Source organism: Lentilitoribacter sp. JB5-8 (assembly GCF_055693385.1).
In genome coordinates, this window is record NZ_CM146332.1 from 677,590 (window position 1) to 703,776 (window position 26,187).

Annotated in this window: 24 protein-coding genes, 1 tRNA gene, 1 other RNA gene and 1 pseudogene; 17 read left to right on the forward strand and 10 right to left on the reverse strand. The window is 45.5% G+C overall.

Annotated elements, in window-relative coordinates:
* Positions 1-192: 192 nt before the first annotated feature.
* Positions 193-2,478 carry an NADP-dependent malic enzyme gene (locus ACZ1GZ_RS03250; RefSeq protein ID WP_472666993.1) on the forward strand — a complete coding sequence of 762 codons (2,286 nt, stop codon included), beginning with the start codon at positions 193-195 and terminating at the stop codon, positions 2,476-2,478.
* Between the two features lie 15 nt (positions 2,479-2,493).
* On the opposite strand, the gene msrA is transcribed toward ACZ1GZ_RS03250, so the two are convergent.
* Complete coding sequence (gene msrA, locus ACZ1GZ_RS03255) at positions 2,494-3,150, reverse strand: peptide-methionine (S)-S-oxide reductase MsrA (protein ID WP_472666994.1); 657 nt, start codon at positions 3,148-3,150, stop codon at positions 2,494-2,496.
* Between the two features lie 28 nt (positions 3,151-3,178).
* Entirely contained in the window at positions 3,179-3,499 is a 321-nt protein-coding gene (locus ACZ1GZ_RS03260) for a hypothetical protein (protein WP_472666995.1), read from the reverse strand.
* Between the two features lie 224 nt (positions 3,500-3,723).
* Here ACZ1GZ_RS03260 and ACZ1GZ_RS03265 point away from each other — a divergent pair.
* The 4 genes from ACZ1GZ_RS03265 to ACZ1GZ_RS03280 all read left to right on the forward strand — a co-directional run bounded on the left by ACZ1GZ_RS03265 (position 3,724) and on the right by ACZ1GZ_RS03280 (position 5,812).
* A tRNA-Ser gene (locus ACZ1GZ_RS03265) sits at positions 3,724-3,813 on the forward strand.
* A gap of 84 nt (positions 3,814-3,897) precedes the next feature.
* Positions 3,898-4,110: a DUF6538 domain-containing protein gene (locus tag ACZ1GZ_RS03270; RefSeq protein WP_472666996.1), complete on the forward strand. Its 213-nt coding sequence runs from the start codon at positions 3,898-3,900 to the stop codon at positions 4,108-4,110.
* A gap of 39 nt (positions 4,111-4,149) precedes the next feature.
* Positions 4,150-5,226, forward strand: a complete 1,077-nt coding sequence (locus ACZ1GZ_RS03275; protein WP_472666997.1) for a phage integrase SAM-like domain-containing protein — start codon at positions 4,150-4,152, stop codon at positions 5,224-5,226.
* An 82-nt stretch (positions 5,227-5,308) separates the two neighbouring features.
* Complete coding sequence (locus ACZ1GZ_RS03280) at positions 5,309-5,812, forward strand: hypothetical protein (protein WP_472666998.1); 504 nt, start codon at positions 5,309-5,311, stop codon at positions 5,810-5,812.
* Positions 5,813-5,865: 53 nt separating this feature from the next.
* Here the strand turns inward: ACZ1GZ_RS03280 and ACZ1GZ_RS03285 are convergent, their stop codons facing one another.
* Positions 5,866-6,300 (reverse strand): helix-turn-helix domain-containing protein, encoded by a 435-nt coding sequence (locus ACZ1GZ_RS03285; protein WP_472667000.1) that lies wholly within the window; start codon positions 6,298-6,300, stop codon positions 5,866-5,868.
* Positions 6,301-6,529: 229 nt separating this feature from the next.
* On the opposite strand from ACZ1GZ_RS03285, the gene ACZ1GZ_RS03290 reads away from it, so the two are divergent.
* The 5 genes and pseudogenes from ACZ1GZ_RS03290 (at position 6,530) to ACZ1GZ_RS03310 (ending at position 12,389) form a co-directional block, all read left to right on the forward strand.
* Positions 6,530-7,246, forward strand: a complete 717-nt coding sequence (locus tag ACZ1GZ_RS03290) for a hypothetical protein (RefSeq protein ID WP_472667001.1) — start codon at positions 6,530-6,532, stop codon at positions 7,244-7,246.
* Positions 7,247-7,673: 427 nt separating this feature from the next.
* Positions 7,674-8,555: pseudogene (locus ACZ1GZ_RS03295) on the forward strand (FAD-dependent oxidoreductase); the annotation flags it as partial.
* 9 nt (positions 8,556-8,564) lie between these two features.
* Positions 8,565-8,849 carry a sarcosine oxidase subunit delta gene (locus tag ACZ1GZ_RS03300; protein ID WP_472667002.1) on the forward strand — a complete coding sequence of 95 codons (285 nt, stop codon included), beginning with the start codon at positions 8,565-8,567 and terminating at the stop codon, positions 8,847-8,849.
* A complete protein-coding gene (locus tag ACZ1GZ_RS03305) occupies positions 8,846-11,824 on the forward strand; it encodes a sarcosine oxidase subunit alpha family protein (RefSeq protein WP_472667004.1) in 2,979 nt (992 codons plus the stop codon). Before ACZ1GZ_RS03300 ends, ACZ1GZ_RS03305 begins: the two co-directional genes overlap by 4 nt.
* On the forward strand, positions 11,817-12,389 hold the full coding sequence (locus tag ACZ1GZ_RS03310) for a sarcosine oxidase subunit gamma (RefSeq protein ID WP_472667005.1): 573 nt from the start codon (positions 11,817-11,819) through the stop codon (positions 12,387-12,389). Before ACZ1GZ_RS03305 ends, ACZ1GZ_RS03310 begins: the two co-directional genes overlap by 8 nt.
* A gap of 170 nt (positions 12,390-12,559) precedes the next feature.
* On the opposite strand, the gene ACZ1GZ_RS03315 is transcribed toward ACZ1GZ_RS03310, so the two are convergent.
* Positions 12,560-13,033, reverse strand: a complete 474-nt coding sequence (locus tag ACZ1GZ_RS03315) for an MmcB family DNA repair protein (RefSeq protein WP_472667006.1) — start codon at positions 13,031-13,033, stop codon at positions 12,560-12,562.
* A gap of 68 nt (positions 13,034-13,101) precedes the next feature.
* Positions 13,102-13,199: signal recognition particle sRNA small type (ffs, locus tag ACZ1GZ_RS03320), an RNA gene on the reverse strand.
* Between the two features lie 136 nt (positions 13,200-13,335).
* Between ffs and nudC the strand changes: the two genes are divergently transcribed.
* Positions 13,336-14,280: an NAD(+) diphosphatase gene (gene nudC, locus ACZ1GZ_RS03325; protein WP_472667007.1), complete on the forward strand. Its 945-nt coding sequence runs from the start codon at positions 13,336-13,338 to the stop codon at positions 14,278-14,280.
* 21 nt (positions 14,281-14,301) lie between these two features.
* On the opposite strand, the gene ACZ1GZ_RS03330 is transcribed toward nudC, so the two are convergent.
* Positions 14,302-15,150, reverse strand: coding sequence for a prephenate dehydratase (locus ACZ1GZ_RS03330; RefSeq protein WP_472668220.1), 849 nt, complete (start codon positions 15,148-15,150; stop codon positions 14,302-14,304).
* Positions 15,151-15,403: 253 nt separating this feature from the next.
* Here ACZ1GZ_RS03330 and ACZ1GZ_RS03335 point away from each other — a divergent pair, with 253 nt between their 5' ends.
* On the forward strand, positions 15,404-15,952 hold the full coding sequence (locus ACZ1GZ_RS03335; protein WP_472667008.1) for a c-type cytochrome: 549 nt from the start codon (positions 15,404-15,406) through the stop codon (positions 15,950-15,952).
* A 102-nt stretch (positions 15,953-16,054) separates the two neighbouring features.
* On the opposite strand, the gene ACZ1GZ_RS03340 is transcribed toward ACZ1GZ_RS03335, so the two are convergent.
* A complete protein-coding gene (locus tag ACZ1GZ_RS03340) occupies positions 16,055-16,606 on the reverse strand; it encodes a DUF924 family protein (RefSeq protein WP_472667010.1) in 552 nt (183 codons plus the stop codon).
* A gap of 95 nt (positions 16,607-16,701) precedes the next feature.
* Here ACZ1GZ_RS03340 and ACZ1GZ_RS03345 point away from each other — a divergent pair, with 95 nt between their 5' ends.
* From ACZ1GZ_RS03345 to ACZ1GZ_RS03365, 5 genes are all read left to right on the forward strand, one after another.
* Positions 16,702-18,549 (forward strand): extracellular solute-binding protein, encoded by a 1,848-nt coding sequence (locus ACZ1GZ_RS03345; protein WP_472667012.1) that lies wholly within the window; start codon positions 16,702-16,704, stop codon positions 18,547-18,549.
* 123 nt (positions 18,550-18,672) lie between these two features.
* Positions 18,673-19,770 (forward strand): microcin C ABC transporter permease YejB, encoded by a 1,098-nt coding sequence (locus tag ACZ1GZ_RS03350; protein ID WP_472667013.1) that lies wholly within the window; start codon positions 18,673-18,675, stop codon positions 19,768-19,770.
* A 5-nt stretch (positions 19,771-19,775) separates the two neighbouring features.
* Entirely contained in the window at positions 19,776-20,912 is a 1,137-nt protein-coding gene (locus ACZ1GZ_RS03355; protein WP_472668221.1) for an ABC transporter permease, read from the forward strand.
* A complete protein-coding gene (locus ACZ1GZ_RS03360; protein WP_472667014.1) occupies positions 20,909-22,543 on the forward strand; it encodes an ABC transporter ATP-binding protein in 1,635 nt (544 codons plus the stop codon). The genes ACZ1GZ_RS03355 and ACZ1GZ_RS03360 overlap by 4 nt, the downstream gene beginning before the upstream one ends.
* Positions 22,536-23,489, forward strand: a complete 954-nt coding sequence (locus ACZ1GZ_RS03365) for a 2-hydroxyacid dehydrogenase (protein ID WP_472667015.1) — start codon at positions 22,536-22,538, stop codon at positions 23,487-23,489. The genes ACZ1GZ_RS03360 and ACZ1GZ_RS03365 overlap by 8 nt, the downstream gene beginning before the upstream one ends.
* Here the strand turns inward: ACZ1GZ_RS03365 and ACZ1GZ_RS03370 are convergent.
* The 3 genes from ACZ1GZ_RS03370 to ACZ1GZ_RS03380 all read right to left on the reverse strand — a co-directional run bounded on the left by ACZ1GZ_RS03370 (position 23,486) and on the right by ACZ1GZ_RS03380 (position 26,180).
* Positions 23,486-24,352: a C40 family peptidase gene (locus tag ACZ1GZ_RS03370; protein WP_472667016.1), complete on the reverse strand. Its 867-nt coding sequence runs from the start codon at positions 24,350-24,352 to the stop codon at positions 23,486-23,488. The two genes, ACZ1GZ_RS03365 and ACZ1GZ_RS03370, sit on opposite strands and share 4 nt — an antisense overlap.
* A gap of 11 nt (positions 24,353-24,363) precedes the next feature.
* A complete protein-coding gene (locus ACZ1GZ_RS03375; RefSeq protein ID WP_472667017.1) occupies positions 24,364-24,714 on the reverse strand; it encodes a MarR family transcriptional regulator in 351 nt (116 codons plus the stop codon).
* A 68-nt stretch (positions 24,715-24,782) separates the two neighbouring features.
* On the reverse strand, positions 24,783-26,180 hold the full coding sequence (locus ACZ1GZ_RS03380) for a leucyl aminopeptidase family protein (protein ID WP_472667018.1): 1,398 nt from the start codon (positions 26,178-26,180) through the stop codon (positions 24,783-24,785).
* Between the last annotated feature and the right edge of the window lie 7 nt (positions 26,181-26,187).

The window sequence follows — 26,187 nt, forward strand, 5'->3', positions numbered from 1 at the left end:
GATACTCTGCTCTGTCACAATTTAACCGATTAAATAAAGTTTTCCATCCTATCGGACATAGCCAGAATGAAAAATACGATCTAAAACTCTCCACTACCCTACTCGTGCACGGTGAAATAACAACCAAAAACACATCGCGAGTAGCTACTTACCACAGGCTCGTGCATGCGAGCCGCATTTTCTGGAGGAAAAATGCCCGCTACCGATAAATCAGACCGCGGTTCAACTGCTGTCACCGATCAAGAAGCCCTCGATTTCCATTCACAAGGTCGCCCGGGAAAGCTTGAAATAACACCGACGAAACCAATGTCATCGCAACGTGATCTTTCACTGGCCTATTCTCCGGGTGTTGCAGTGCCCGTAAAAGCAATTTCTGAAGATCCGCAAACCGCTTTTGATTATACATCGCGCGGAAACATGGTTGCTGTTATTTCAAATGGGACCGCGATCCTTGGCTTGGGGAATTTAGGTGCGCTTGCCTCTAAGCCTGTCATGGAAGGCAAATCTGTTTTGTTTAAGCGATTTGCTGATGTTGATTCTATTGATTTGGAAATTGATACCGAAGATGCAGACAAATTTATCAATTGCGTGAAATTTCTTGGGCCAAGCTTTGGCGGGATTAATCTTGAAGATATCAAAGCGCCAGAGTGTTTTATCATCGAGCAAAGATTGCGCGAAATTATGGACATCCCGGTTTTTCATGATGATCAACATGGAACGGCTATCATCGCAGCAGCAGGCTTGATTAATGCGTTGCATCTAACGGGCCGGGATCAGAAAGAAATCAAAATCGTTTGTAACGGTGCCGGCGCTGCAGCAATTGCCTGTATTGAATTAATTAAAGCCATGGGCGTGCCGGCGCAAAATATTACTTTGTGCGATACCAAAGGCGTAATCTATCAAGGCCGCACCAAGGGTATGAACCAATGGAAATCAGCCCATGCAATTAAGACGGATAAGCGCACATTGGCTGAAGCCATGGATGGTGCAGATGTATTTTTAGGCCTGTCGGTAAAAGGTGCGCTCACCACCGAGATGCTGCGCTCAATGGCCCCGCAGCCGATCATTTTTGCGATGGCAAACCCTGATCCAGAGATCACACCGGAAGAAGTGGCCGAGGTGCGCGATGATGCGATTATGGCAACCGGTCGATCTGACTATCCAAATCAGGTGAATAACGTACTTGGGTTTCCTTATATCTTCCGCGGCGCATTGGATGTGCGCGCAACCACCATTAATGATGATATGAAAATTGCTGCCGTGAATGCATTGGCCGCACTCGCACGCCAGGAAGTGCCTGATGATGTGGCAGCGGCATACAAGGGATCGCGCCCAAAATTTGGACCAAACTATATTATCCCAGTGCCTTTTGATCCGCGTCTTATTTCAGACGTGCCTTTGGCGGTGGCAAAGGCTGCGATGGATTCAGGCGTTGCACAAAAGCCAATTGAAAGCTTTAGCGAATATCGTAAGCAACTATCAGCACGCAAAGATCCAATAGCGTCATCTTTGCAGCAGATTTTTGATCGTGTGCGCCGTCATCCGCGTCGTGTGGTCTTTGCCGAAGGCGAAGAAGAAAAAGTAATGCGCGCAGCGCTTTCCTATGCCAATCAGGAGCTTGGTACAGCGATGTTATTGGGCCGTGAAGAGCAAATTCGCCAAACGGCTAATATTGCTGGCATTGATCTGGAACATGAAAATTTGGAAATCGTCAATGCGCGCCTCTCTCGCCGAGTAGAAGCCTATACTGATTACCTTTATTCAAGGCTGCAGCGAGAAGGTTATTTGCTGCGCGATTGTCAACGCCTCATCAATACGGATCGTAACCATTTTGCCAGCTGCATGGTCGCGCTTGGTGATGCAGATGCTATGGTCACAGGGATCACGCGAAACTACGCAACTGCGCTTAATGATGTGCGCCGCTGTATTGATACCCGTCCCGGCCACCGTGTGGTGGGTGTGTCGCTGGTGTTATCAAGAGGGCGCACTGTGTTTGTTGCCGATACATCTGTGACGGACATGCCAACATCTGAGGAGCTTGCCGACATAGCTGAAGAAGCGGCCAGAACTGCAAAACGTATGGGCTATACACCGCGCGTTGCAATGTTGTCGTATTCCACCTTTGGTCAACCGGTTGGCGAACGATCACTTAAAATGCGCAATGCGGTAAAAGTTTTGGAAGAGCGCAAAGTTGACTTTGAATTTGATGGCGAAATGGCAGCAGATATCGCGTTAAACCCAGAGCTTCGCGACCAATACTCATTTTGCAAGCTTTCAGGACCTGCAAATGTTTTAGTAATGCCGGCTATTCATTCAGCATCGATATCCACTAAAATGCTTGAGGAGCTTGGAGGGTCAACATTGATTGGCCCATTATTGGTGGGATTAAACAAATCTGTTCAGATTGCATCCATGGGTGCGAAAGATTCAGATATTGTGAATATGGCGGCAATCGCAGCCTATAATTCAACGGTTTAAAACAACGATCTGGCGTTAGCCAACGCAGGCGACGCCAGTTCCTTTGAGACCGCAATAACCGCCGGGATTTTTCGCAAGATATTGCTGATGATAGTCCTCGCCATAATAAAATACATCAAGCGGCTCAATCTCTGTCGTGATCTTGTGAGTGACGCCCGCTTTTTCAAGATTGCCTTGATACGTATTGCGGCTTTCAATGGCTTTTTCAAGTTGCGCAGCTGAGGTTGTGTAGATCGCAGATCTATACGTTGTTCCAACATCATTTCCCTGGCGCATGCCTTGCGTTGGATCATGCTCTTCCCAAAAGGTTTTAAGTAAGCTTTCATATGAAACTTTTGCAGGGTCATAAACCACCATTACGATTTCAGTATGGCCGGTTTTACCCGTTACAGTTTCTTCATAAGTCGGATTAGGTGTCAAACCGCCAGCATAGCCAGATGCTGTGACATAAACACCCTCAATATTCCAATAAAGGCGTTCAACACCCCAAAAACAGCCCATACCAAAATAAGCAATTTCCAAGCCTTCTGGTCCCTCTTTCCAAGGCCCTTTCAAAGGACGTCCATTTATAAAATGCGTGGCCGAGGTTGCGATAGCTTCGTTTCGACCTTTCAGGGCGGTCTCAGGTGTCGGCATTTCAGTTTTTTTCGAAAATAAATCTTGAAACAACATATCCGTCATACCTTCTTTTTGAGATCAATTACCTGGCTAAGAAACGATCTTCTGGTCGTTTGCGTTTGTAGCTTAAGGTATAAAACACAAATGAAAGCGCCAAAAATACGGCGATAGTAGGTTGAAGAAGCACCCACGCCATAATCGGGTCCCACATGAAGCCGCCAATATTTTCAACGATCAGTGTTTCAGTTGCGGCTAATGAATTTGCGTTAAAGCTTGCCCAAGTTTGCCCGAGCGGCGTTAGCTTTAGCGCGCTGGAGCCGACGGATTCCAGAGCATCTACAACAGCTGCGATAATAGCGATTGCGAGAAAAATGAGGCTAAATATGCGGGATATAAATCTCATGTTATGATCCAGGCTTTCATTATTTATGAAATATAAGAAGTCACACATAAGTCTTGTAACGGGTCAAAGCAATCCCAAGGGCAATGTAAAAGAAACCAAACTTTGCTCAATCGCTCGAAATTTGCCTTGCTAAAACGTTGGCCATGGTTATATTGCGCGCAAATTCGAAGCAGATTTTCCTTTGTTTCAAGTTTTTCTTATCATCAGTAGATGCAATAAGAAACGGAGAGGTGGCCGAGTGGTCGAAGGCGCACGCCTGGAAAGTGTGTAGGCGGGGAACCGTCTCGAGGGTTCGAATCCCTTCCTCTCCGCCATGATCATAATTGGCACCCCATTTGACACCCTAACCCCTTGAAATCTATAGTTCTCAGTAGGTTAGCGAGTCGCAGGGAACTAAAATGGGCACTACTTTGGGCACTACATTCTACCCTCCGAAGCTAATACAGATACCTTCAAAGGGTAATAAATGGTTCGTTGTTGTGACGAAACCGGAAGAGCTTCGGATATATTCCAAAGGCAAACAGGTGCGACGATCAACTGGAACTTCTGACAAGAAGCTTGCCGAAACTAGAAGTGTTCAGATTGCAAATGAGATTTACAAAGAATTTTAAAAAGAGATCGATGATATACATCTGAAGGCAAGGGCGCGTTTGTACGATCCCGCTGCAAGACTTACAACCCAAATATCAGCCGATCCGAATACCTGCATCACTACAGACGCCTTTACCATCAAACATTTTGGCCTCGACAAAGACCCAAAATTAAAATTTAGCCGGCTAATTCCTCAGTATATCGAACATCTTGAGATGTTGCATAGGGAGTCACGCAAGGAACGCACTACAAAACTATCAAAACTCAAAGAATTTCTCAAAGTGGTGGATGAAAATCAAGAGTTGCAAATTGAAGATGTGAAGAAAGTCCATGCATATAAATATGCAGAATGGATGGCGCTTCAGGGCAGAGCAAATAAAACGATCAGAGGTAACGTATCTCGTATCTCAGCAATGTTGGGCTGGGCAGAGCGAAAAGGATACATTGAGCTAAACCCATTCGTACAACTTGATCTAAAGGAATATGGTTCTTCTTCTAAGTCATGGCTACCGTTTAGTTGGCAAGAGCTTGCTGATATATTCGCTCTGGACATGCTTAAAGAAGACAGACTCGCTCTGACGTTATTGGCGACCAAAGGTGCAAGGCTTGATGAGATTGCGTTACTGAAATGGTCGCAGGTTAAACATAAGTTTGGCATTACATATATTGACCTCACTGATGCCTTGGTGAAAAATGAATCCTCCCGCCGACTTATACCTATCCATTCTCAAGTTGTGCCGCTGTTTGAAGAGGGTGGAGACGGACGTATTTTTAGTTATACACTAGATCAGGATGGTAAGGCTCAAAATGATGCTAGTAAAAAACTTTCGCGATACATCGATCAAATAACTGTACATCCTCAGAAGGTAATTCATTCCTTCAGAGGTTCTTTTAAAGATTTAGTGCGTAACGCCGGATTGACAAAAACGATGAAGGATAAGCTGGAAAGTGGAGAAATTACTCTCGAAGAGGTGTCAGATGTTCTTGATGAAAATAGCGTTTCTAAAGAGCTTAATGATCGGATTACGGGACATGCTCAGTCAGATGTGGCAGGTAGATATGGTAAAGGGCATCATTTGGTACATCGAGCAACAGCTATTGAGAAAATTGATGTCTCGTTTTTATCAAACAGTTGAACTCAATTCACAGAGTTTTGAGTTTAAGGTGTTGAGTCTCTAATAATTTGTTTTTATTCTAAAGGTTGTTGGATAATACTAAATGCACTTATCTCCTGCTGAAGTAAACATCTCATATATTGTAACTTATCTTCTACATAGACCACCGACAGTACCTATGCGAACTTTTCTGGATGAATGGTTTGCATATTGCAACGGGGAGCCTTTTTTGAATCGGAATGGCAAGCCACGTTGGTTTAATAATCCAAATCCGGCAACCGATCGTGATGCTTTAGAAAAGATGCATTTCATATCTGAAGGTGCGCGGTCCGTTTTAAATGGTGAACTAAGTGCTGATTTGATAAAAGAGCATGTGGTGCCAGTCAAAGTTTTGCAACAATTGCTTATTGAGATAGATGACCCAACCTTTGACAAAGTTCGAAACGTTCTTCTCGCTTCATATCGAGTGGGAGTTCTAACAAAGGATGAGGATCAGAAACTCCGTAATTTGAAGTTAACTTCTAAAATGCCTGCTGGTTGGGATGGTTCAAACGTTTGGGCTAGGTACGAGGCCGCCGAAATTAATGGAAAAAAGCAGTCCCTCTAATTTGGCTGAACAATAGATCATGCTGTGATTTGATCACATTACTGAGTATTCGTTTATTTCATAGACCGTTTGAGGAAAGTCTCGTACTTGGCGACTTTGACATCCTCAGGTGATAAGTCTGCGGCTTTGATGCAATCAGCTTCAAGGCGGTAAAGTTCAATGGTGAAGTCCGCCCTGTCTTCCGCGCTTATTCTGAAGCCTTTGTCTTCGAGCCACTCGTCGAGTTGTTTGACCACATGATGAAGAATATCCAGATTAATCTCTCCCTCGTTCGGCGAGGTGATAAACAAATCCTGCGGCTCTATATCCAGTGCCGTGGCTATCTTGGTCATCATGCTTTGTGTAAGTGACGAATCCCCTGTTTCGATCCGAGATACGTGCGTGGTGGACGTACCGACCCTTTCCGCGAACTCTGACTGTGTGAGACCCCGTTCTTTTCGAATGGCTGCAATTGCGTTCTGAACTCTGGGCTTGGCTTTGGGTGGCATGAATGGGTGCTCGATCTACTGTGTAATAGCCCCCATGTTGATGTGATTTGCCTTGAATTTTGAATATACCTCGATGTTGTATATATTGTGTTTTATAACATATTACGTTATATATTGATTCTATATTCAACACAATATGACTTGAATTACGTCAATTATCGGAGGCAGCTTGCGCTTACATTCACTCATTCTTTCACTTCTATGCCTAGTTCTGGTCCTGACAGGGACGATGATTACATCATCTTTTGCAGCATCACAGACTGACACTGACTGGAACTGGTCGGGTAAACGGGATTGCAAACACCCACGGAAGGACAGTACACAGTGGATAGAAGAAGGTGATCGACGGTTTGTGCGCTTTCAGCTTCGCGACGGTGACATCGGTGGCTGTCCCACGGATAATGATAAGAAGCACAGTGCCAAGTATGGCAAACCATTCTCGGAACGTGTTGAATGGGCTGGTCGTGTATTTAAGAACACGGGTAAGACTTACCACATATCTTTCGATGTTCGTTTCGTTCAAGGCTTCGACAGCAATGGAATGAGCGAAACATTCTTCCAGATCAAAGACTGTCCAACGAGCCGTGTACCATTAATGGCCAAGCTCGGCGGCTATCAAAAGAAACAAGGTGGGTCTGCACGCTTCGGGTTCAATCTTGCAACACAAACATCAAACTCTGTCTGGTCTACATATCCCATGTTCGATGATCCGGTTGATAATGAATGGCATCGTGTAGACGCTTATTACAAAACAGGCAGATCACATAGCCTAGAGATTAAGTTCGATGATGAAGTCATCCTTCCCAAGACTGAGTTTAAGAATGTCTTTGATTGTGGTCGGCCCACACTTCGAATTGGCATTTATCGATCAGGTTCACGCTTGGGAAACAACAGCCATTCCATCGTTGATTATGATCGAATTAGAATCGAAGAGGTGAACAAATAAATCCGATTGATCATTCTGGAACAGAACGGCTTCTGGGCTTCGTTATAAAATGAATGGCTGGCCTGATCGCTGCCAGTATCAGGAAGAACCCAATCGCAAGGATGAACACTTGTCCAAGACTTCCCAAGTCTTTGCATTCCCCGCTGTGGTAATATCCACCGTCACGTCCACATACGAGGTCCATCTCAGTGTCTATGTAGATCATTAGAGCGACAAGCCCTATAACAAGTGCGGCTGAAATAGCTGTGATGACCCAACCAAAAATGCTCAATCCACGACGTAACAACCTACATTCCCTTTGTCTAATTCCAGCGTATCATACTAAACAGAGAAAGTTCGTCACGAACTAAAAAGAGGAATCCCGTAATACTAGGATTCCTCTTCATCGAAACACAAAAACTACACGATCCGACTAACAGATCAACTAGATGCGCAACGTGATGCATTTGCCCGACGAGGGAATGCCATGCGGTTAGCTGGTGTTGACGCTGAATTATTGTCGCCTGAACAATTACGTCAACAAATACCAATTCTTGATTTTGACAATGCCCGATTTCCAATAAAAGGCGGCCTATTACAAAAACGTGGCGGGACCGTTCGCCATGATGCTGTTGCATGGGGGTATGCCCGTGGTGCCGATAGTCGCGGCGTGGATATCATCCAAAACTGCGAAGTAAAGGACATCATTGTTGAGGGTGGAAAAGTCGTTGGCGTTGAAACCTCTAAAGGTCAAATTAAAGCGAATAAAATTGGCATGGCAGTGGCTGGACACACGTCACAAGTGGCAAAGATGGCAGGCATCAAACTTCCCATAGAAAGTCACGTGTTACAGGCGTTTGTATCGGAAGGCATAAAGCCGTTTCTTGATACCGTTGTAACCTTCGGCGCTGGGCATTTTTACATCAGCCAATCAGACAAAGGCGGGTTGGTTTTTGGCGGTGATCTTGATGGGTATAACACCTATGCACAACGCGGCAATCTGCCGATGATGGAGCACGTTATGGCCGGTGGAATGGCAATTATGCCCGCTATTGGTCGGGTTCGCCTCTTGCGTCACTGGGGTGGAATTATGGATATGAGTTTTGATGGCAGTCCATTCATCTGCAAAACAGGAATTGAACATCTCTATCTCAATGGAGGTTGGTGTTACGGCGGGTTTAAAGCAACGCCAGCATCGGGTTGGTGCTTTGCCCATACGATAGCTAAAGATCAACCACATAAGCTCAATGAGAAGTTCACCATTGAACGTTTCCGCGAAGGTAAAATGATTGATGAAAAGGGCGTAGGCCCCAATCCGTGGATACAGTAGGAGGTAAATATGCATCAAATTAATTGCCCCTGGTGTGGGAAGCGTGACGAAGCTGAATTTCAATATCAGGGCGACGCCAGTGCGAAACGACCCGAACCCGATGCTAGCCAGGATGAGTTTTTCAATTACGTTTATATGCGTGATAATCCCAGAGGTTGGCACACAGAATGGTGGCACCATATTGGCGGATGTCGACAATGGATCAAGGTTGTTCGCAATACTCTAACTCACGAAATTCACTCAACGGGTAGCCCGCAAGATGATCTTGATTTACCGAAGGCTAATATGAAATGAGCAATAGATTTCGAACTTCAAAAGCCGGGGTGCGTCTTAATCGAGACAAGAAAATTGCGTTTAAATTTGATGGCAAAACATATTATGGTTTTGAGGGTGACACACTTGCATCTGCATTGATTGCAAATGGTGTTAAGCTTATGGGGCGATCATTTAAATATCATCGTCCACGGGGTTGTTTATCCGCTGGTTCAGAGGAACCAAATGCCATTGTTGAACTTCGTACTGGCACCAATCGCGAACCCAATACTCGTGCAACAATGATCGAAATTTTCGATGGATTAGAAGCGCGCTCGCAAAATCGTTTCCCATCTTTAAAATTCGATATTCAGAGCATCAATCAACTTTTGAGCCCGTTTTTAACCGCCGGGTTCTACTATAAAACTTTCATGTGGCCTGCTTCATTTTGGGAGCCACTGTACGAAAAATTTATTCGCAGATCTGCAGGATTAGGAAAGGCTGCGACAGAACCTGATCCCGATACATATGAACATGCTCACTTGCACTGTGACATCTTGATTGTTGGCGCGGGACCTTCAGGCCTAGCAGCGGCAAAAGCTGCAGCAAGTTCTGGTGCTCGCGTTGTCATTGCAGAAGAACAATCAGACATTGGTGGCATGGTTTCGTCAGAACTTGATCAGATTGATGGGGTTTCAGCGATCTCATGGTGTCAAAAAACTCTGGCGGAATTGCGCACGCACCAAAATGTAACATTTATGCCAAGGACGGTTGTGTTTGGTTATTATGATCACAATGTAATGGCCGCGTTAGAGCGTGTAAGTGATCATCTTTTAAAACCAGATCAAAACCAACCTCGGCAACGACTTTGGACCATCCGCGCCAAGCAAGTCATCTTGGCATGCGGCTCGCAAGAACGCCCTTTGGTGTTTGATAACAATGATCTGCCAGGCATAGTATTATCCACCGCAGCAAGTGCTTTTGCCGAGCGTTATGCTGCACTCCCTGGAAAACGCATTGTTATTTCAACCAATAACGATGATGCATATCGCACCGCGGAAGTTCTCAAAAACTTCGGTGTTGAGATTGTCGCAATTATTGATGCACGAACCTATATGACTGCGAAAATGCAGCACCTTGAAGACATGGGCGTTCGCGTTTTAAGGGGTGCAATTCCGCAAAAAGCACATGGTTGGCAGCAAGTTTCAAGCCTATCTGTGCAATCTGTTTCAGGTGAGTTCATTGAGAAGATTGATTGTGATTGCGTGGCTGTTTCAGGTGGCTTTTCAGCTGATGTTCATCTGGCAAGTCAAACTGGTGCAGCGCCAATTTGGAATAATGACTTGCAAAGTTTTGTCCCTGCAAAACCCATCAGAGCAGAGCGATCTGTTGGGGCAGGACATGGATCGTTTGGGTTAGCTGAATGCCTGATCGAGGGCCATAAAGCGGGTCTAGATGTTGCAGAATTGCTTGGTTTTGAGACTGCAGTAACAAAACCACCCAAAACAGAAAAAGGCGAACCTTATACGATAAGTTCAGTTTGGCGTTGCCCGGGTACTGGCAAAGCTTTTGTTGATTTTCAAAATGATGTGACGGCAAAGGATATTGCTCTTTCTGCTCAGGAAGGATTTATCTCGGTTGAACATACCAAACGTTACACAACACTTGGCATGGCGACAGATCAAGGTAAAACTTCGAACGTAAACGGTCTTGCACTTTTGGCTGCTGCACGTGGGGAAACCATCGAAAAAGTTGGTACCACGAGATTTAGGCCACCATATTCGCCCGTCGCAATTGGAGCATTTGCCGGTCGCGAACGGGGTTTAGAGTTTCAGCCAACGCGACGAACCGCATTGCATGAATGTGGCGAAAAACTAGGGGCGGTATTTGTTGAGGCTGGTCAATGGCTACGACCTCAATATTATCCCAAGCCTGGTGAAGACATCATGGCTACAATTTACCGCGAGGCAAAACTAGTTCGAGAGACAGCTGGTATTTGTGATGTGTCTACGCTTGGGAAAATTGAAATATTTGGGACAGATGCAGCGGAGTTTTTAAACAGATTATATATCAACGGATGGAAAATGCTCGCACCCGGAAAAGCACGATATGGTGTGATGCTGCGCGAAGATGGCTATGTATTTGATGATGGCACAACTTCCCGATTATCCGATGATCATTTCCTAATGACAACGACAACGGCCAATGCGGGACGCGTGCTTGCCCATATGGAACATGCATCACAAGTCTTATGGCCGGAGTTGGATATTCATTTTTGTTCAGCAACAGAACAATGGTGTGGTGTTGCCGTTGCCGGGCCCAATGCACGAAAAATACTCGCCGATGCGTTCGGTGACGCATTAGATATATCCAATGATGCGCTGCCCTTTATGGGTGTTAGAACATTTAATTGGCTCGGCACTACGGCTCGAATTTTCCGCATTAGTTTTTCTGGAGAACTCGCATTTGAAGTAAATGTCCCGTGGTCATCGGGTGAAAACATGTGGAACGCTATATGGGACGCTGGCCAAGAGCATGGTTTGGTTCCTTATGGGACCGAGGCTCTTAGCGTCTTACGCATTGAAAAAGGCCATGTTGCTGGAAATGAACTTGATGGCCGCACAACAGCGGCTGATATGGGACTTGGCAAAATGATGTCGAGCAAAAAAGAATTCATCGGTAAGACATTGTCTCAACGCGAAGGAATGATTGCCAAAGATCGAGCGACAATGGTTGGATTAAAATTGAAAGACGCTAACGCCCGTCTAAGAGGTGGTGCGCATTTGTTTGAAAACAGACAAGGAGCCAATAGCGAAACAGATCTTGGCTGGGTCACATCAGTTGCGGATAGTCCCGCAATCAACGGTTGGATTGCACTTGCATATGTCAAAGGTGGATTAGATGAACATGAGGGTAAAACACTCTATGCCGTGAACCCACTTTATGGTGAAGCGCCTGCTGTTGAGGTGTGTTCCCCGCACTTTTTCGATGCCAAAGGAGAGCGACTTCATGTTTGAGCTGACAACCTCACATCCTTTGCACAAAGTCATATCCACGCATAAAATTGGTTATGACAACGCAGATATTTCTATTTCTGTTCGTAGGTTGCCTGCACTCATTCAGCTATTTGCAAAAAAGGAGCACGAGGCAGAGCTATGTAAGAAACTTAACTTTCAAACAAGCGCTGGTATGGGAGCTGAGACGGACCGATTTACAGCATTACCAATCGCACCAAGACAATGGATTTTAATTTCAAAGAATGAAAAAGCGCCAAATTTCTCTCGTTCGATTGCGCAAGAGATTATCGAACATGGTTATGTTTCAGAACAAAGTGATAGCCGTGTATGCATTAGAATTTCAGGAAAATATGCGCGTGATCTGTTATCGCGAGGTTGCAGATTAGATTTGCATCCTTCCGTTGCGTCACCAGGTTTTTGTGCACAAACCCAAATAGCTCAAATAAGCGTTTTACTGCACCAAGTTGATGCGCTTCCGACGTATGATCTTTATTTATATTCCGGTTTTGCCCGTTCGTTTTGGCATTGGCTCAATGACACTGCAAAGCAATTTGGAGAAAGCTAAGAGCCGATATGGTCCGGACCAATACCCTATGGCATGACGGGTTTAGCTACGATAGGCGCAATCCTGTTTATCTGTGTAATGTCCGCTCCGGGCCAAGAGCGGAATTTACAAAGCCTAAAGATCATGTCTGCTTTGCTGAATTTCGTAGTGAAATAACGAATTCTTTTTCACTAGGGATTTGCAGCAAGTTCAGCTGCCAGCAGGCGATCTGCCGCAGCGCGGGCAAATCTAAGCATCAAAGCTTTACGACGTGCGCCTGATAATTTGTGTTCAGGCGCTTCACGCAAGACATGTCCACCAAAACCATCGGCCAGAATAAAACCGCAATCTTCAGGGAAAATTTCCTGAGGCACGTCTTGAAGCGTTGCGAAAAATAAGCGGTCGCAAAAATCACGATATTCCGGCCATTTATTATCGACACGAAAATCTTCAATTGATGATTTGATCTCGACGATCCAGATCTCACCTTTTTCACCAACGGCAATGATATCGGTTCTGCGGCCTGATACCAAAGTCAGCTCTGGCAACATCGAAAACCTGTGATCACGCAACAATCTTTGCACCCCACGACGAATGGTCATGGCGCGATCTGACTGGCGTCCGTCAATTAATGGGTTCGAATCATGCGGCGATACAATAGGCATAATGCGATCATGCCATGCAGGTTTTGCGATGACAACAAAATCAAAAACGAGAATTAGCGGAAGAATAAGTAGGAGGCTGGCACGATGACCCGTGCCGGATCTCGTTAGGGCTGCTTCCTTCCGGACCTGACCCGGTTGGCGAGTGGCTCGTCCACCACCAACCTCCCAAGGTCTATATCGTCTTTTGTGACGCAAATTGCAAGAGACTATTTTTATATGGTTGATAGCATAAAGGTGTTTTCTGATCTCGCGAACGTGTATAGATTGCCCCAACTTGCTAATTAAATTTTCCTAAGGTCCTTATGTCCGCTTCAATTTTCGATACTGCTTCCCCCCATGACGAACCCAGTCAATTGACAGCTTTTTCCATCAACACGCTTGATAGAAGATCAGAACATCGCAATGAAGGCGAATTGCAAGAGGCACTAAAGTCAGACAACACGCGCTATTTTGCATTCGCGCAGGGCAATGCGTTGGTGAAAAATGGCCAAACGATCCTCACATTGAGTGATATTGAGCCATTTGAACCAGATTTTGAAAATGCTGCGATTATCGGTTGGACAGATAATGGCGATGCAAGGGTTTCAGTTTCAATTCGTCTAGAAGAAGACGAGCTAGCTGATGGTTTGCAAATGTTAAATCCGCGCAGCATTTATGCGGACAATCTGCTTGAAGGTGATTTATTGGGGCAACTTGCGCAAGCAGCAAGCATTAATGCCTGGATTAGCTCGGCAATATTTTGCGGCAAATGTGGCGCGAAAACCATGCCAAAAGCGGGTGGTTATAATCGCCAATGTACATCATGCGAGCGTCCGCATTTTCCGCGCACTGATCCCGTCGTGATCATGCTGATCATTGATGAAAAAGGCGATCAGTGCTTGATGGGCCGCAGCCCGCATTTTGCAACGCAAATGTATTCAACGCTTGCAGGTTTTGTTGAACCGGGTGAAACAATTGAAGATGCTGTACGCCGCGAAACTCTTGAAGAATCTGGGCTTAAGATTGGCCGCGTTCGTTATCACGCCAGCCAACCTTGGCCAATGCCTCATACGTTGATGATTGGATGTATTGCAGAAGCTCTGACAACCGAAATTAGTTATGACACAGAAGAACTAGATGATTGTCGATGGTTTTCGCGAGAAGAAGTCGCACATCGATTACAACATAGCGAAGGCGAGGACAGATTATCTCCACCCAAGGGCGCAATTGCGCACCGTTTGTTGCAGGACTGGCTCGACTGGCGGTAAAGCCAACCGCAATTATCCTCTTTAAGTTCTGCTGGGATGCCCTTTGTAAACACCTAGAATATTTACATATTCTGAGAAGTAATCCAATTCTGATAGCGCACGCTTTACCGCGATATCTTCTGGATGACCTTGTATATCGGCATAAAACTGAGTTGCTACAAATGTGCCGCCAATCTGATAAGATTCAAGCTTGGTCATGTTGATGCCGTTGGTTGCAAATCCGCCCATGCATTTATATAGAGCAGCCGGCAAGTTGCGTACTCTGAACACAAATGTTGTAACCCAGATCTCATCATCATCATTGCGTTTAGGAGATGTGGCTTCACGCGATAGAACCACAAAACGTGTGATGTTATTCTCGTGATCTTCCACATCCTCTTCCATGATCTCAAGACCATAAAGATCAGCGGCCAGCCTTGGTGAAAGCGCCGCCATGGATTTGTCACCAGCTTCCGAAACCTGGCGTGCGGCACCTGCAGTATCGCCAGCAACAATTGCGCGCCAGCCGTTTTCGCGCACTATGTTCCGGCACTGACCAATAGCATGTACATGACTGTGCACCGTCTTAATATCTTCCTTTTTTGTGCCAGGCAGCACCATTAACTGAAAGCGGATCGGCATAAAATATTCGCCAATGATATGCAGATTAGACTCTGGCAAGAGGTGATGAATGTCAGCAACACGCCCCGCGATCGTATTTTCAATCGGGATCATCGCAAGATCGGCTTTTTCCGATACCAGCGCATTAAACGCATCTTCAAATGTTGGACACGGCAATGGTTCCATATCTGGAAACATATCCCGACAAGCCATATCAGAATTTGCACCAAATTCACCTTGGAAAGAAATACGATTTGTTGGATTTGCCATGTTTGTAATACCGATCTGTGTGTTTACGGAGGTTTTAACACCGTCAAAAGCCAAGTCAACGATTTCTATCGGTGGAATTGCGCCCAATCTAAGTTCGAATTCCCATGAATCGATAAAAAATCGCAAAGGTGTCAAAAAGTCTCAGCATTAAGCGTCGAATCAGTATTGCAAGATGCGCATAAAACAAATAGGTTCCGCGAAAATTGGTCCGCCCGAATCGTAGGGCACAAGCATAGGAAGCGGAGCAAAACGTATGAATTCCTCTTATTTTAACATGATCTCTAGCGCCTTTTTGGGCACAGTGTTCGTAGTGTTAACAATTAGTTTTTTGTCAGAGGCGCTCTACCACTCAGATGTTCCTGAGCAAGAAGGCTTTGTCATCGAAGTTGCGGAAGGAAGCGCACCTGCTGGTGGCGCTGCTGAAGAAGAAGTTATTCCAGATATCGGACCACTATTGGCAAGTGCTGATATTGGCGCTGGTGAAAAAGTATTTAAGAAATGTGCTGCATGTCACACAATTGAAGATGGTGGCGCAAACAAAGTTGGTCCTGGTCTTTGGGACATTGTTGGCCATCCGGTTGGCGCTAAAGATGGCTTTGGCTATTCAGCTGCGATGACTGAATACGCAGCTGGTGGAACAACTTGGGATTATGAGAACCTAAACAAGTTCTTCCTGAAGCCAAAAGCATATATCAAAGGAACTGCAATGGGCTTTGCTGGATTGAAAAAAGAGAAAGATCGCGCGAACCTAATCGCTTACATGCGTACATTCTCTGGCAACCCAGTAGCGCTTCCAGAATAGGCGTTAATTGAAATCTGATTTTCAGATTTAACGATTTTTAAAACCGGCCGACTTAATTGTTCGCCGGTTTTTTTGTTGCCTGAAACTGCTAGCTAAAACCTGTTATTGGCCAAACCGTTGCGCATCTTTGAGATATTCAAGCTCTTCAGGCGTACTTTGACGCCCAAGACATTCATTGCGATGCGGGTAACGTCCATATTTCTCTATAATGTCGTGGTGATCCTGCGCAAATTTGAATATGTCATCATCAAAAGCTCTAAACACCACAAGCGATTGTTTTTGAATATTTATATCCTCTGAATGCATAAGCGGCATATAGGTAAATTGCTTGTGCGGATTATCCATTTCTTTATCCCAACCCATCTCAATGATGTGCTGAGATAACGACAAAGCCAAATGATCAAAGGAAAACGCTTGCGCCTGGCTTCGGAAAATATTGCGGGTAAACTGGTCAAAACATAGGATTGCGGCGAGCGACTTATCAGCGGATGATTTTGTATCTTCAGGCAGATGATCAGCAAGTTTAAGAACCCAATCCTTAAATCGAGTTTTGATCAGTTCATCGCCCTCTGGACTTGAGACGAACCATTGCTTGGGCGTTAATTCATTGAACCAAAAGTTTAAAACTTCGCCATGCCAGTTTTCCAAATCCATACGATACCTCCAATATGACAAAAAATTCATGTGACTTTTTGTTTGGTTTCAGCTTATCCTGTATCTGGAAATTCGCAATAAAAAGGTAGACTTAGATGCTCAATCGCCTGACAAAAACAGCTCTTATTTCTCTCAGCTTAATCACAAGCGCACAGATAGCAATTGCAGAAGACAAAATCTGGCGACATGGAGCATCCGCGGTAGGCGAATTAAAATACCCGAAAGATTTCACCCATTTCGATTATGTAAATCCAAATGCGCCAAAAGGCGGTGAGTTAAATTTAGCGGCATCAATTACCTTTGACACACTTAATCCCGCCTTGGCAAAAGGTGATCTAGGTGCAGGATTGGACCCCGTCGCACGTAGCCAATGGCTTTTTGAAACTCTTTTAACGACTTCTGAGGATGAGATTTCATCTGAATATGGATTGCTTGCAGAAGAGTTTTGGTACCCTGAAGATTATTCCTCGGTGACTTATAAATTACGCCCCGAAGCCAAATGGCACGATGGCATGCCGGTTACGCCTGAAGATGTGATCTTCTCTTATGAGAGCTTCATCAAATATGATCCTCAGCGGGAAAACTATTACAAACATGTCGAGAAAGCGGAGAAAACCGGCCCGCTTGAAGTGACATTTACATTTGACGAAGTGGGCAATCAGGAATTGCCGCAAATTGTTGGTCAGTTAATGGTGATGCCAAAGCATTGGTGGGAAGGTACCGGTAAAGACGGCAAACAACGCGATATTTCGGCAACTACACTTGAAGCGCCTTTGGGTTCAGGTCCTTATCGCATTTCGGATGTTAATCCTGGTTCGAGCATCACCTACGAGCGTGTTGATAATTATTGGGGCGAGAACCTAAACGTCAATATCGGGCGATATAACATTGATAAAATCAAATATAACTATTTTGCAGATCGAAATGTGATGTTTGAGGCCTTTAAAGCCGATGAGATTGACTTTTGGTCCGAAAATGAAGCCAAACGCTGGGCAACGGGATATGATTTCCCCGCATTTAACGACGGCAAGGTCAAACGTGAAGTATTGCCAAATGCTTATCGAAGCTCAGGCGTGATGATTGGCTTTATGCCAAATTTACGTCGAGAAAAGTTCCAAGACATGAAAGTTCGTAAAGCGCTTAATCTCGCCTATGATTTTGAAGAGCAAAATCGCACGCTATTCTTCGGAGCGTATCAGCGCATCAACAGCTATTTCTTTGGCTCAGAACTTGCTTCATCTGGACTACCTACAGGACGTGAGCTTGAAATTTTAGAAGAATTACGCGGCGAAGTTCCTGAAAGCGTTTTTACCACGGAATACGCCAATCCGATCGGCGGTACACCGCAGAAATCGCGCGGCAATTTACGCGAAGCCGTGAAGCTTCTTCAGGAAGCAGGTTATGTGATCCAGTCAGGTAAACTCATCAACAAAGAGACCAACGAGCAGCTGACAATTGAACTTTTACTCGGATCACCCATTATCGAAAAAGTCGCGCTTCCTTATGCCCAAGCACTTAAAAAGATTGGTATTGATGCAAGTGTTCGTGTTGTTGATCAATCACAATATACAAATCGGATTCGATCGCGCGATTACGATGTAATTTATTCAGGCTGGGCGCAAAGCCTGCGTCCAGGCAATGAACAACATAGTTATTGGGGGTCTCGCTCGGTGGATCAAAATGGTTCGCAAAACTATATGGGCGTTTCAGATTCTGGGATCGACAAACTAATAAATAAAATCATCTTTTCTGAAAATCGCGATGAACTCATCGCTGCGACCAAAGCCATGGACCGTGTTTTATTGGCCAACAACTTCATCGTGCCAACTTATACATTGCGTGCATCGCGCATCGCATATTGGGATAGATTTTCCCATCCGGAGGAATTACCTACCTATTCTATAGGTTTTCCAGATGTTTGGTGGTCAAAATCGGCGAATTAGGCTTGCTTTCTAGGCCTTTTCAGATTCCAAATTGCTTATGAGCGAATCAATAATCATTCGACATCTGACCCTTTTGGGTTACGGGGATAAAAGGTCGTCCAAAACAAATAGGACTATGTGCTAATGGGAGCATATATCCTCAGACGCATTTTGCTTATTATTCCTACCATCCTTGGTATTATGGCGATTTCATTTGCTGTCGTGCAATTTGCACCCGGCGGGCCGGTTGAACAGGTCATCGCCGAACTCACTGGTCAAGGCGATTCCACAACAGAACGTTTGACTGGTGGTGGCGATAATCTGGGTGCGGATGAAGGATTAGATGGCGAGTTCTCTGCCAAATATCGTGGTGCACAAGGTTTGGACCCTGAATTTATCGCGCAGCTTGAAAAGCAATTTGGTTTTGATAAACCCGCGCTGCAACGCTTTGGGATTATGCTTTGGAACTATGTTCGTTTTGATTTTGGTGAGAGCTATTTTAGAGACATTACTGTTATTGATCTCATCGTTGAAAAAATGCCCGTCTCGATCTCACTTGGCTTCTGGATATTAATTCTCTCCTACATCATCTCCATACCGCTGGGGATAAAAAAAGCTGTGAGCGACGGATCGCGCTTTGATGTCTGGACGTCAGGGATCATTATTGTCGCCTATGCAGTTCCGGGCTTCTTGTTTGGTATTTTGCTGATCGTTGTTTTTGCTGGCGGCTCATTTTTAGATTGGTTCCCGTTACGAGGATTGGTGTCAGAAAATTTTGACGAGCTCAATTGGTTTGAGAAGATCATCGATTACTTCTGGCATCTAGCCTTGCCGCTTATTGCGCTTTCATTGGCTGCTTTTGCGACAACAACTTTGCTCACTAAAAACTCATTTATCGATGAAATTGGCAAGCAATATGTGGTCAGCGCGCGCGCCAAAGGCTTAGCTGAACGTCAAGTGCTTTATAAGCACGTGTTCCGCAACGCGATGCTGATTATCATTGCGGGGTTTCCAGGTGCATTTATCACAGCGTTTTTCTCCGGTTCACTGCTGATTGAGACAATTTTCTCGCTTGATGGATTGGGACGGCTTGGTTTTGAAAGCATCGTAAAGCGCGATTATCCAGTTGTCTTTGCAACGCTTTATATTTTCTCGCTAATGGGGCTCTTGGTGGGTCTGTTATCTGATCTGGTTTATACTTGGGTTGACCCGCGCATCGATTTTGAACGGAGGGATGTCTGATGGACATGTCACAAGTTCAAAACCACGATCACACGATGCCGAAGCGATCTTTTTTATCGCCGATTAATCAACGAAGATGGCAGAATTTTAAAGCCAATCGACGTGGTTATTGGTCGCTTTGGGTTTTTCTTGTTCTGTTTGTGTTGAGCCTAGCCGCTGAATTCGTTGCCAATGACAAGCCAATTATCGCCTCATATAAAGACGAGTTATTGGTCCCTGTTTTGGTGGACTATCCAGAAGAAAAATTCGGTGGATTTTTAGCGCAAACCGATTATCGCGATCCATTTATCGCAGAAGAAATCAACGCCAATGGCTGGATGATTTGGCCTCCTATTCGCTATTCTTTTGATACAGCCAATTCGTTTATTCCGCATTCCGCACCAACCGCGCCATTTTGGTCAATGGAAGAGGGTTTGGCGTGTTCTGCCTATCCTAATCAGGGTGAAGATGTTGATTGTAATTGGGGCAATCTCAACTGGCTCGGCACTGATGATCAGGCAAGGGACGTTATGGCTCGGTTGATCTATGGTTTCCGAATTTCGGTGCTATTTGGATTAATCCTTACGATTTTTTCCGCTGTCATTGGCATAGCAGCCGGTGCTGTTCAGGGATATTTTGGCGGCTGGACTGATTTGATTATGCAACGGTTTATTGAGATCTGGTCGTCCATGCCGGTGCTTTACATTCTCTTGATTATCGCAGCTGTGCTGCCACCGGGGTTCTGGATATTGCTCTTTATTATGTTGCTCTTTTCCTGGGTATCATTTGTTGGCATCGTGCGCGCTGAATTCCTACGCGCAAGGAATTTTGAATATGTTAACGCTGCGCGCGCCCTTGGTGTGGGTAACGCCACCATCATGTTCCGGCATCTGTTACCAAATGCAATGGTTGCCACTCTCACATTCTTGCCATTCATTTTATCAGGTTCAATCACCACATTAACATCGTTGGACTTTTTGGGCTTTGGCCTCCCACCTGGTTCTCCTTCATTGGGCGAACTAATCGCACAAGGAAAGCGTAATCTGGGGGCGCCATGGCTTGGGTTAACCGCCTTTATCGTCATTTCGCTGATGCTCTCGTTGTTGATCTTCATTGGGGAAGCCACCCGCGACGCATTTGATCCAAGAAAGACCTTCAAATGAGTGGCGCTGAAAAACTACTTCAGGTCCGCAATTTATCGGTGGACTTCACCCAATCTGGACGCGTAACCCATGCGGCAAGAAACGTCTCATTTGATATTCACAAAGGTGAAACCATTGCACTAGTAGGCGAATCTGGTTCAGGGAAATCTGTTTCGGCACTTTCTGTGCTTAAACTATTATCCTATCCTGCAGCGAGCCATCCGAGTGGCGAGATTTTATTTAAGGGACAAGATCTGATGCAAGCCAGCGAGCGCGAATTGCGCGCGGTACGTGGCAATGACATCACAATGATTTTCCAAGAGCCTATGACATCGCTCAATCCGCTGCACACCATTGAGCGGCAAATCGCGGAAATACTTCATCTGCACCAGATGTTAGATCCTAAGGAGGCACAAAACGGTGTTTTGAAGCTTCTTCAGCAAGTTGGCATTCGTAATGCTGAGCAACGCCTTAGCGCCTATCCGCATGAATTGTCCGGTGGACAGAGACAGCGAGTGATGATTGCGATGGCGCTCGCCAACAGGCCCGAGCTTTTAATTGCCGATGAACCGACAACAGCGCTAGATGTGACCGTACAAGCGCAAATTCTTGAGCTGCTAGCAGATCTTAAAAAACAACATGGCATGTCGATGTTATTCATCACACATGATTTAGGTATTGTTCGTAGGATTGCTGATCGTGTGTGCGTAATGACCAACGGGGAAATTGTTGAAACGGGCCCGGTCGAAGAGATATTTGAAAACCCGCAGCATGAATATACCAAGCATCTTTTGGCGGCTGAACCCAAAGGCGCACCACCCAAAAGCTATCCAAGTGCACCTATTGTGCTTGAAGGCAAAGATGTCAAAGTCTGGTTCCCAATTAAAACTGGATTTTTGCGCAAAACAACGGATCACGTCAAAGCGGTAGATGGCATTGATTTGGTTCTGCGAGCAGGACACACACTCGGTGTGGTTGGCGAATCCGGTTCGGGGAAAACTACTTTGGGTCTGGCGCTATCGCGTATGATCTCATCGCAGGGTAAAATCGCCTATATTGGCAAGGATATCGATAGCTATTCGTTTAAACAAATGCGCGCGCTTCGTAACGAAATGCAAATCGTATTCCAAGACCCCTATGGTTCGCTTAGCCCGCGCATGTCTATCGCACAAATCATTGGCGAAGGGCTTGCTATTCATGAACCGCAGCTGTCAACTGAAGAACGAGACAAGAGAGTGGTCAACGCACTCGAAGAAGTGGGACTTAGCCCTGATTTAAGATGGCGCTACCCGCATGAATTTTCAGGTGGTCAAAGACAACGCATCGCGATTGCGCGTGCGATGGTGCTTAAACCGAAATTTGTCATGTTGGACGAACCGACATCGGCGCTAGATATGAGCGTTCAGGCGCAAGTTGTTGATCTCCTGCGCGATTTACAAAAACGCTATGATCTGGCGTATTTGTTCATCAGCCACGATTTGAAAGTTGTCCGTGCGTTGGCTAATGATGTGATGGTGATGCAGCTCGGCAAGGTCGTGGAACACGGCCCATCTGAGCAGATATTTGATGCTCCACAAACCGATTACACAAAAGCGCTGATGTCAGCCGCTTTTGAAATCAAAGCGACAAGTGATTTAAGTGTGAATGAGTAATCAATCATCAAAGGGTGCAATTCTCTTTTCCAGCACTACATTTAACGAAGACGAATGGGTTTCTCGCATTAAAGCACTCGCGCCAGATCGGGAAGTTTACACCCAACCGCATCCATCTGTTGAATATGCATTTTTGTGGAAACACCCGCATGGGCAACTTAAAAGCCTGCCTAATTTGAAGGTTTTATTTTCGCTAGGCGCAGGCGTTGATCATATCTTATCAGACAAAGATATCCCCGATCTTCCTATCGTCCGGGCGATCTCTGGAAATTTGACCGCCCGCATGAGCGAATTTGTCATTTGGCAAGTGCTTGATCATCATCGTCACGGTTCGTTTTATCGGCAAAATCAACGCGATAATCACTGGAATGATATCGGCTATCAACCGGCGGCGAACCAAATCAAAGTTGGCATTTTGGGCTTGGGTGAATTGGGACGCGATGCAGCTTTAAAACTTAATAATATTGGTTTTGACTTATCTGGCTGGTCACAATCGCAGAAGCAAATAGAAAATGTTACTTGTTATGCTGGTCGCGAAAACCTACCCAACTTCCTAAATGAACTCGACATTGTCGTTTGTCTGCTGCCGCATACGCGTGAAACTGAGAATATTTTGGATAAAAAACTCTTTTCACATTTTAAACCATCAGGTCCTTTAGGCGCGCCATATCTGATTAATGCGGGACGTGGCGCGCTACAAAACGAAGATGACATTGTTGAAGCGATCACAACCGGCACAATGTCTGGCGCGAGTTTGGATGTATTTCAAAAAGAACCGCTTGCATCAGATCATCCATTTTGGAAAATGTCTAACGTGACCGTAACACCGCATATTGCCGCTGATTCTGATCCCGATGCCTTGCTCTCGAAAATCATTGAGCAGATTGAGAACTTTGAAGCTGGCAAAGAATTGGTTGATTTAGTTGATTTAAAGCGCGGTTATTAAGGGCGACGGCATAAAGTTGGCAAACCGTATAGCGGCTCAATGCGCTGAACAGCTTGTTTTAATGGTTCACGCGATACACTCATGGAAAAGCCGTTAGCGTGGATGATAGTTTGGCTATCTTCTGCGATAGCTACATGTCCCTTCCAGAAGATTAAATCACCACGTTGCAGCCCGCTGAAATCCTCACCCGGGTCAAGAACTTCACCAATGGATGCTGCTTGCATGTCTGAATCTCGTTTTACATAGTTCCCAGCCATGAACATTGTCAATTGTACCAGCCCTGAACAATCTATTCCGAATGCAGATGCACCGCCCCAACGATAAGGTGTTTCCAGCAAACGACCTGCATGATTGACAAAATCTGGCCCGCTAAAGGCTTTAAAATGGCGGCAATGTCGCTCGACAATCGCCTCACCATCACGGGTCAATAAAAAGCGAATACCATTGCCTTCTGTTTCATCGACGATATCAAGGCGAGAACCCATCGAGAGACAGGCTAACGGGCGTTTTTTCATATCAGCTTCTGGGTATAAAAAAGTGCGAGGATGATCGACAATATGAGAGATTTTCTTAAATCCCTCAACGACTGCATCAATGGGGACATAACCAACATAGCTATCTTTTAACAATTGGATCCAAGCCCAGCCATCAGCCTTTTCATATATATAAATTTCTTCGCCAAATAACGCTTCCGTTTCAACGCCTAACTCTCTGTCTGGCGCGGACCGCAAGGTGATAGATGGAACACGGATGGTGCCTAGTTCACCTTTGACAAATCGAACAGCATTTACCTTGCCTTCCAAACGCGCATCCGCAAGATCAGCACGATAGGCGTGAAGTCTTTTATCCAATTCGTCACTCATATTATTGCCTTTTAGCGCTCAACATTGCGTCCTTGCTCAATGATCAAATCGCCGAGCTTTTCAACAAAAAGCGCCCCTTCCACCGTCCGCTTGATAATAACATTTCTGCGGTCTCTTTCATCACGCACACGCTTTACAAAACCCAGACTACCCATAGTATCAAGCGCCCGAGTGATCACGGGTTTTGTCACGTTCAATGTCTTAGCTAACCCACGAACCGTGTGCGGAGGTGGTTGCAGATAAATTTCAAGCAGGATTGCCATTTGACGAAGGGTTAAATCCGGCCCTTCTTTGCGAACTTGTTCGCTGGCCACCGAATGCCAGAGTGCGAGAGCTTGGTAAGGACGCATCTGTATAGACATCCGTATAACCTTTGTTCGTTTCGGATGCGTTATCTATACTATGGTTGCCACGCGTTTGTAAATACCACCTATAGCGCGGGGTATCTGTCTTTTAATACACGATAGAGCGAACGAATGGCTTGCGCTTCTCCACCCACAGGAGCATGGGCACGCTCTTTAGGATTCCAGCCATAAATATCGAAATGCACCCAGGGAATATCTGCATCCACAAATCGCTTCAAAAACAATGCAGCGGTGATTGAACCGGCAAACCCTCCAGAGGGCGCATTGGTTAGATCTGTGATCTTTGTCGTCACATCGGCCTCATACCCTTTATAAAGTGGCATGCGCCATACATGATCTGTTTCGCTTTCACTTGCGCTATATATCTCGCTCGCGAGTGTTTCATCATCTGTATAAAATGGTGGTAAATCAGGACCAAGTGCAACGCGTGCGGCGCCCGTTAACGTTGCCATATCGATCATTAGTTCGGGTTTTTCTTCAGATGCAAGCGCCAGAGCATCAGCGAGCACCAAACGGCCTTCGGCATCGGTATTATCAATCTGGATGCTTAGACCTTTTCGACTAATGAGAATATCACTAGGGCGGAATGCGCTTGCTGAGATTGAGTTTTCAACGGCTGGGATTAAAACCCGAAGATTTACCGACAAATTGGCGTCCATGATCATAAGTGCCAGAGCCAACACATTGGCGGCACCACCCATGTCTTTTTTCATAAGGCTCATGGCAGAACCCGGCTTGATATTCAGCCCGCCCGTGTCAAAACATACACCTTTACCGACCAAGGTGATTTTCGGATCTGAAGGCTTGCCCCATTTCATTTCAAGTAAACGCGGCGCTTCTGCAGAGGCTCTTCCCACTGTGTGGATGAGCGGGAAGTTTTGCTCCAGTAATTCATCCCCCAAAGTTACGTTCACATCAGCATGGTAATGATTAGCAAGCGTTCTAAATACACGCTCCAGCGCTTCTGGCCCCATATCATTGGTTGGAATGTTAATGAGGTCTCGAGCGAGATAAACGCCAGACAGCTGTCTCTGTAAATCAACAGAATCAACTGAGCTATCCTGAACAAGGTTAGGCTTTTGCTTGGATGACTTTTTATAATATGAGAACTGGTAAGCCCCCATGCCGAAGCCTAAAAGTAATTTTTCCATAGCAGCGCTCGGACCTGCCAATTGCCAATTCCCTTCCGGAAGAGATTTCGCCAATTTCCCACTGACAAAAGGATTGTCGTCTGGGTTATCTCCTAAACCGAGCAATGCACCTGCGAGCTCGCCGTCTTCGCCAGGTATTAGCAGGAAACTACCCGACTTCGCATCAAAGCCCGCCGAAACAGCCCACTTCTTTACGTATGGCGGCAGATCTTCCCCTTCAAACTGCTCTATTGTAACCGCCCAAATTGGCTTTGCATCTTCATTATCCGTTGAAAAAGGTAATACGCGGTTTTCGAGCAAAAATGCAGTCATAAAAGTC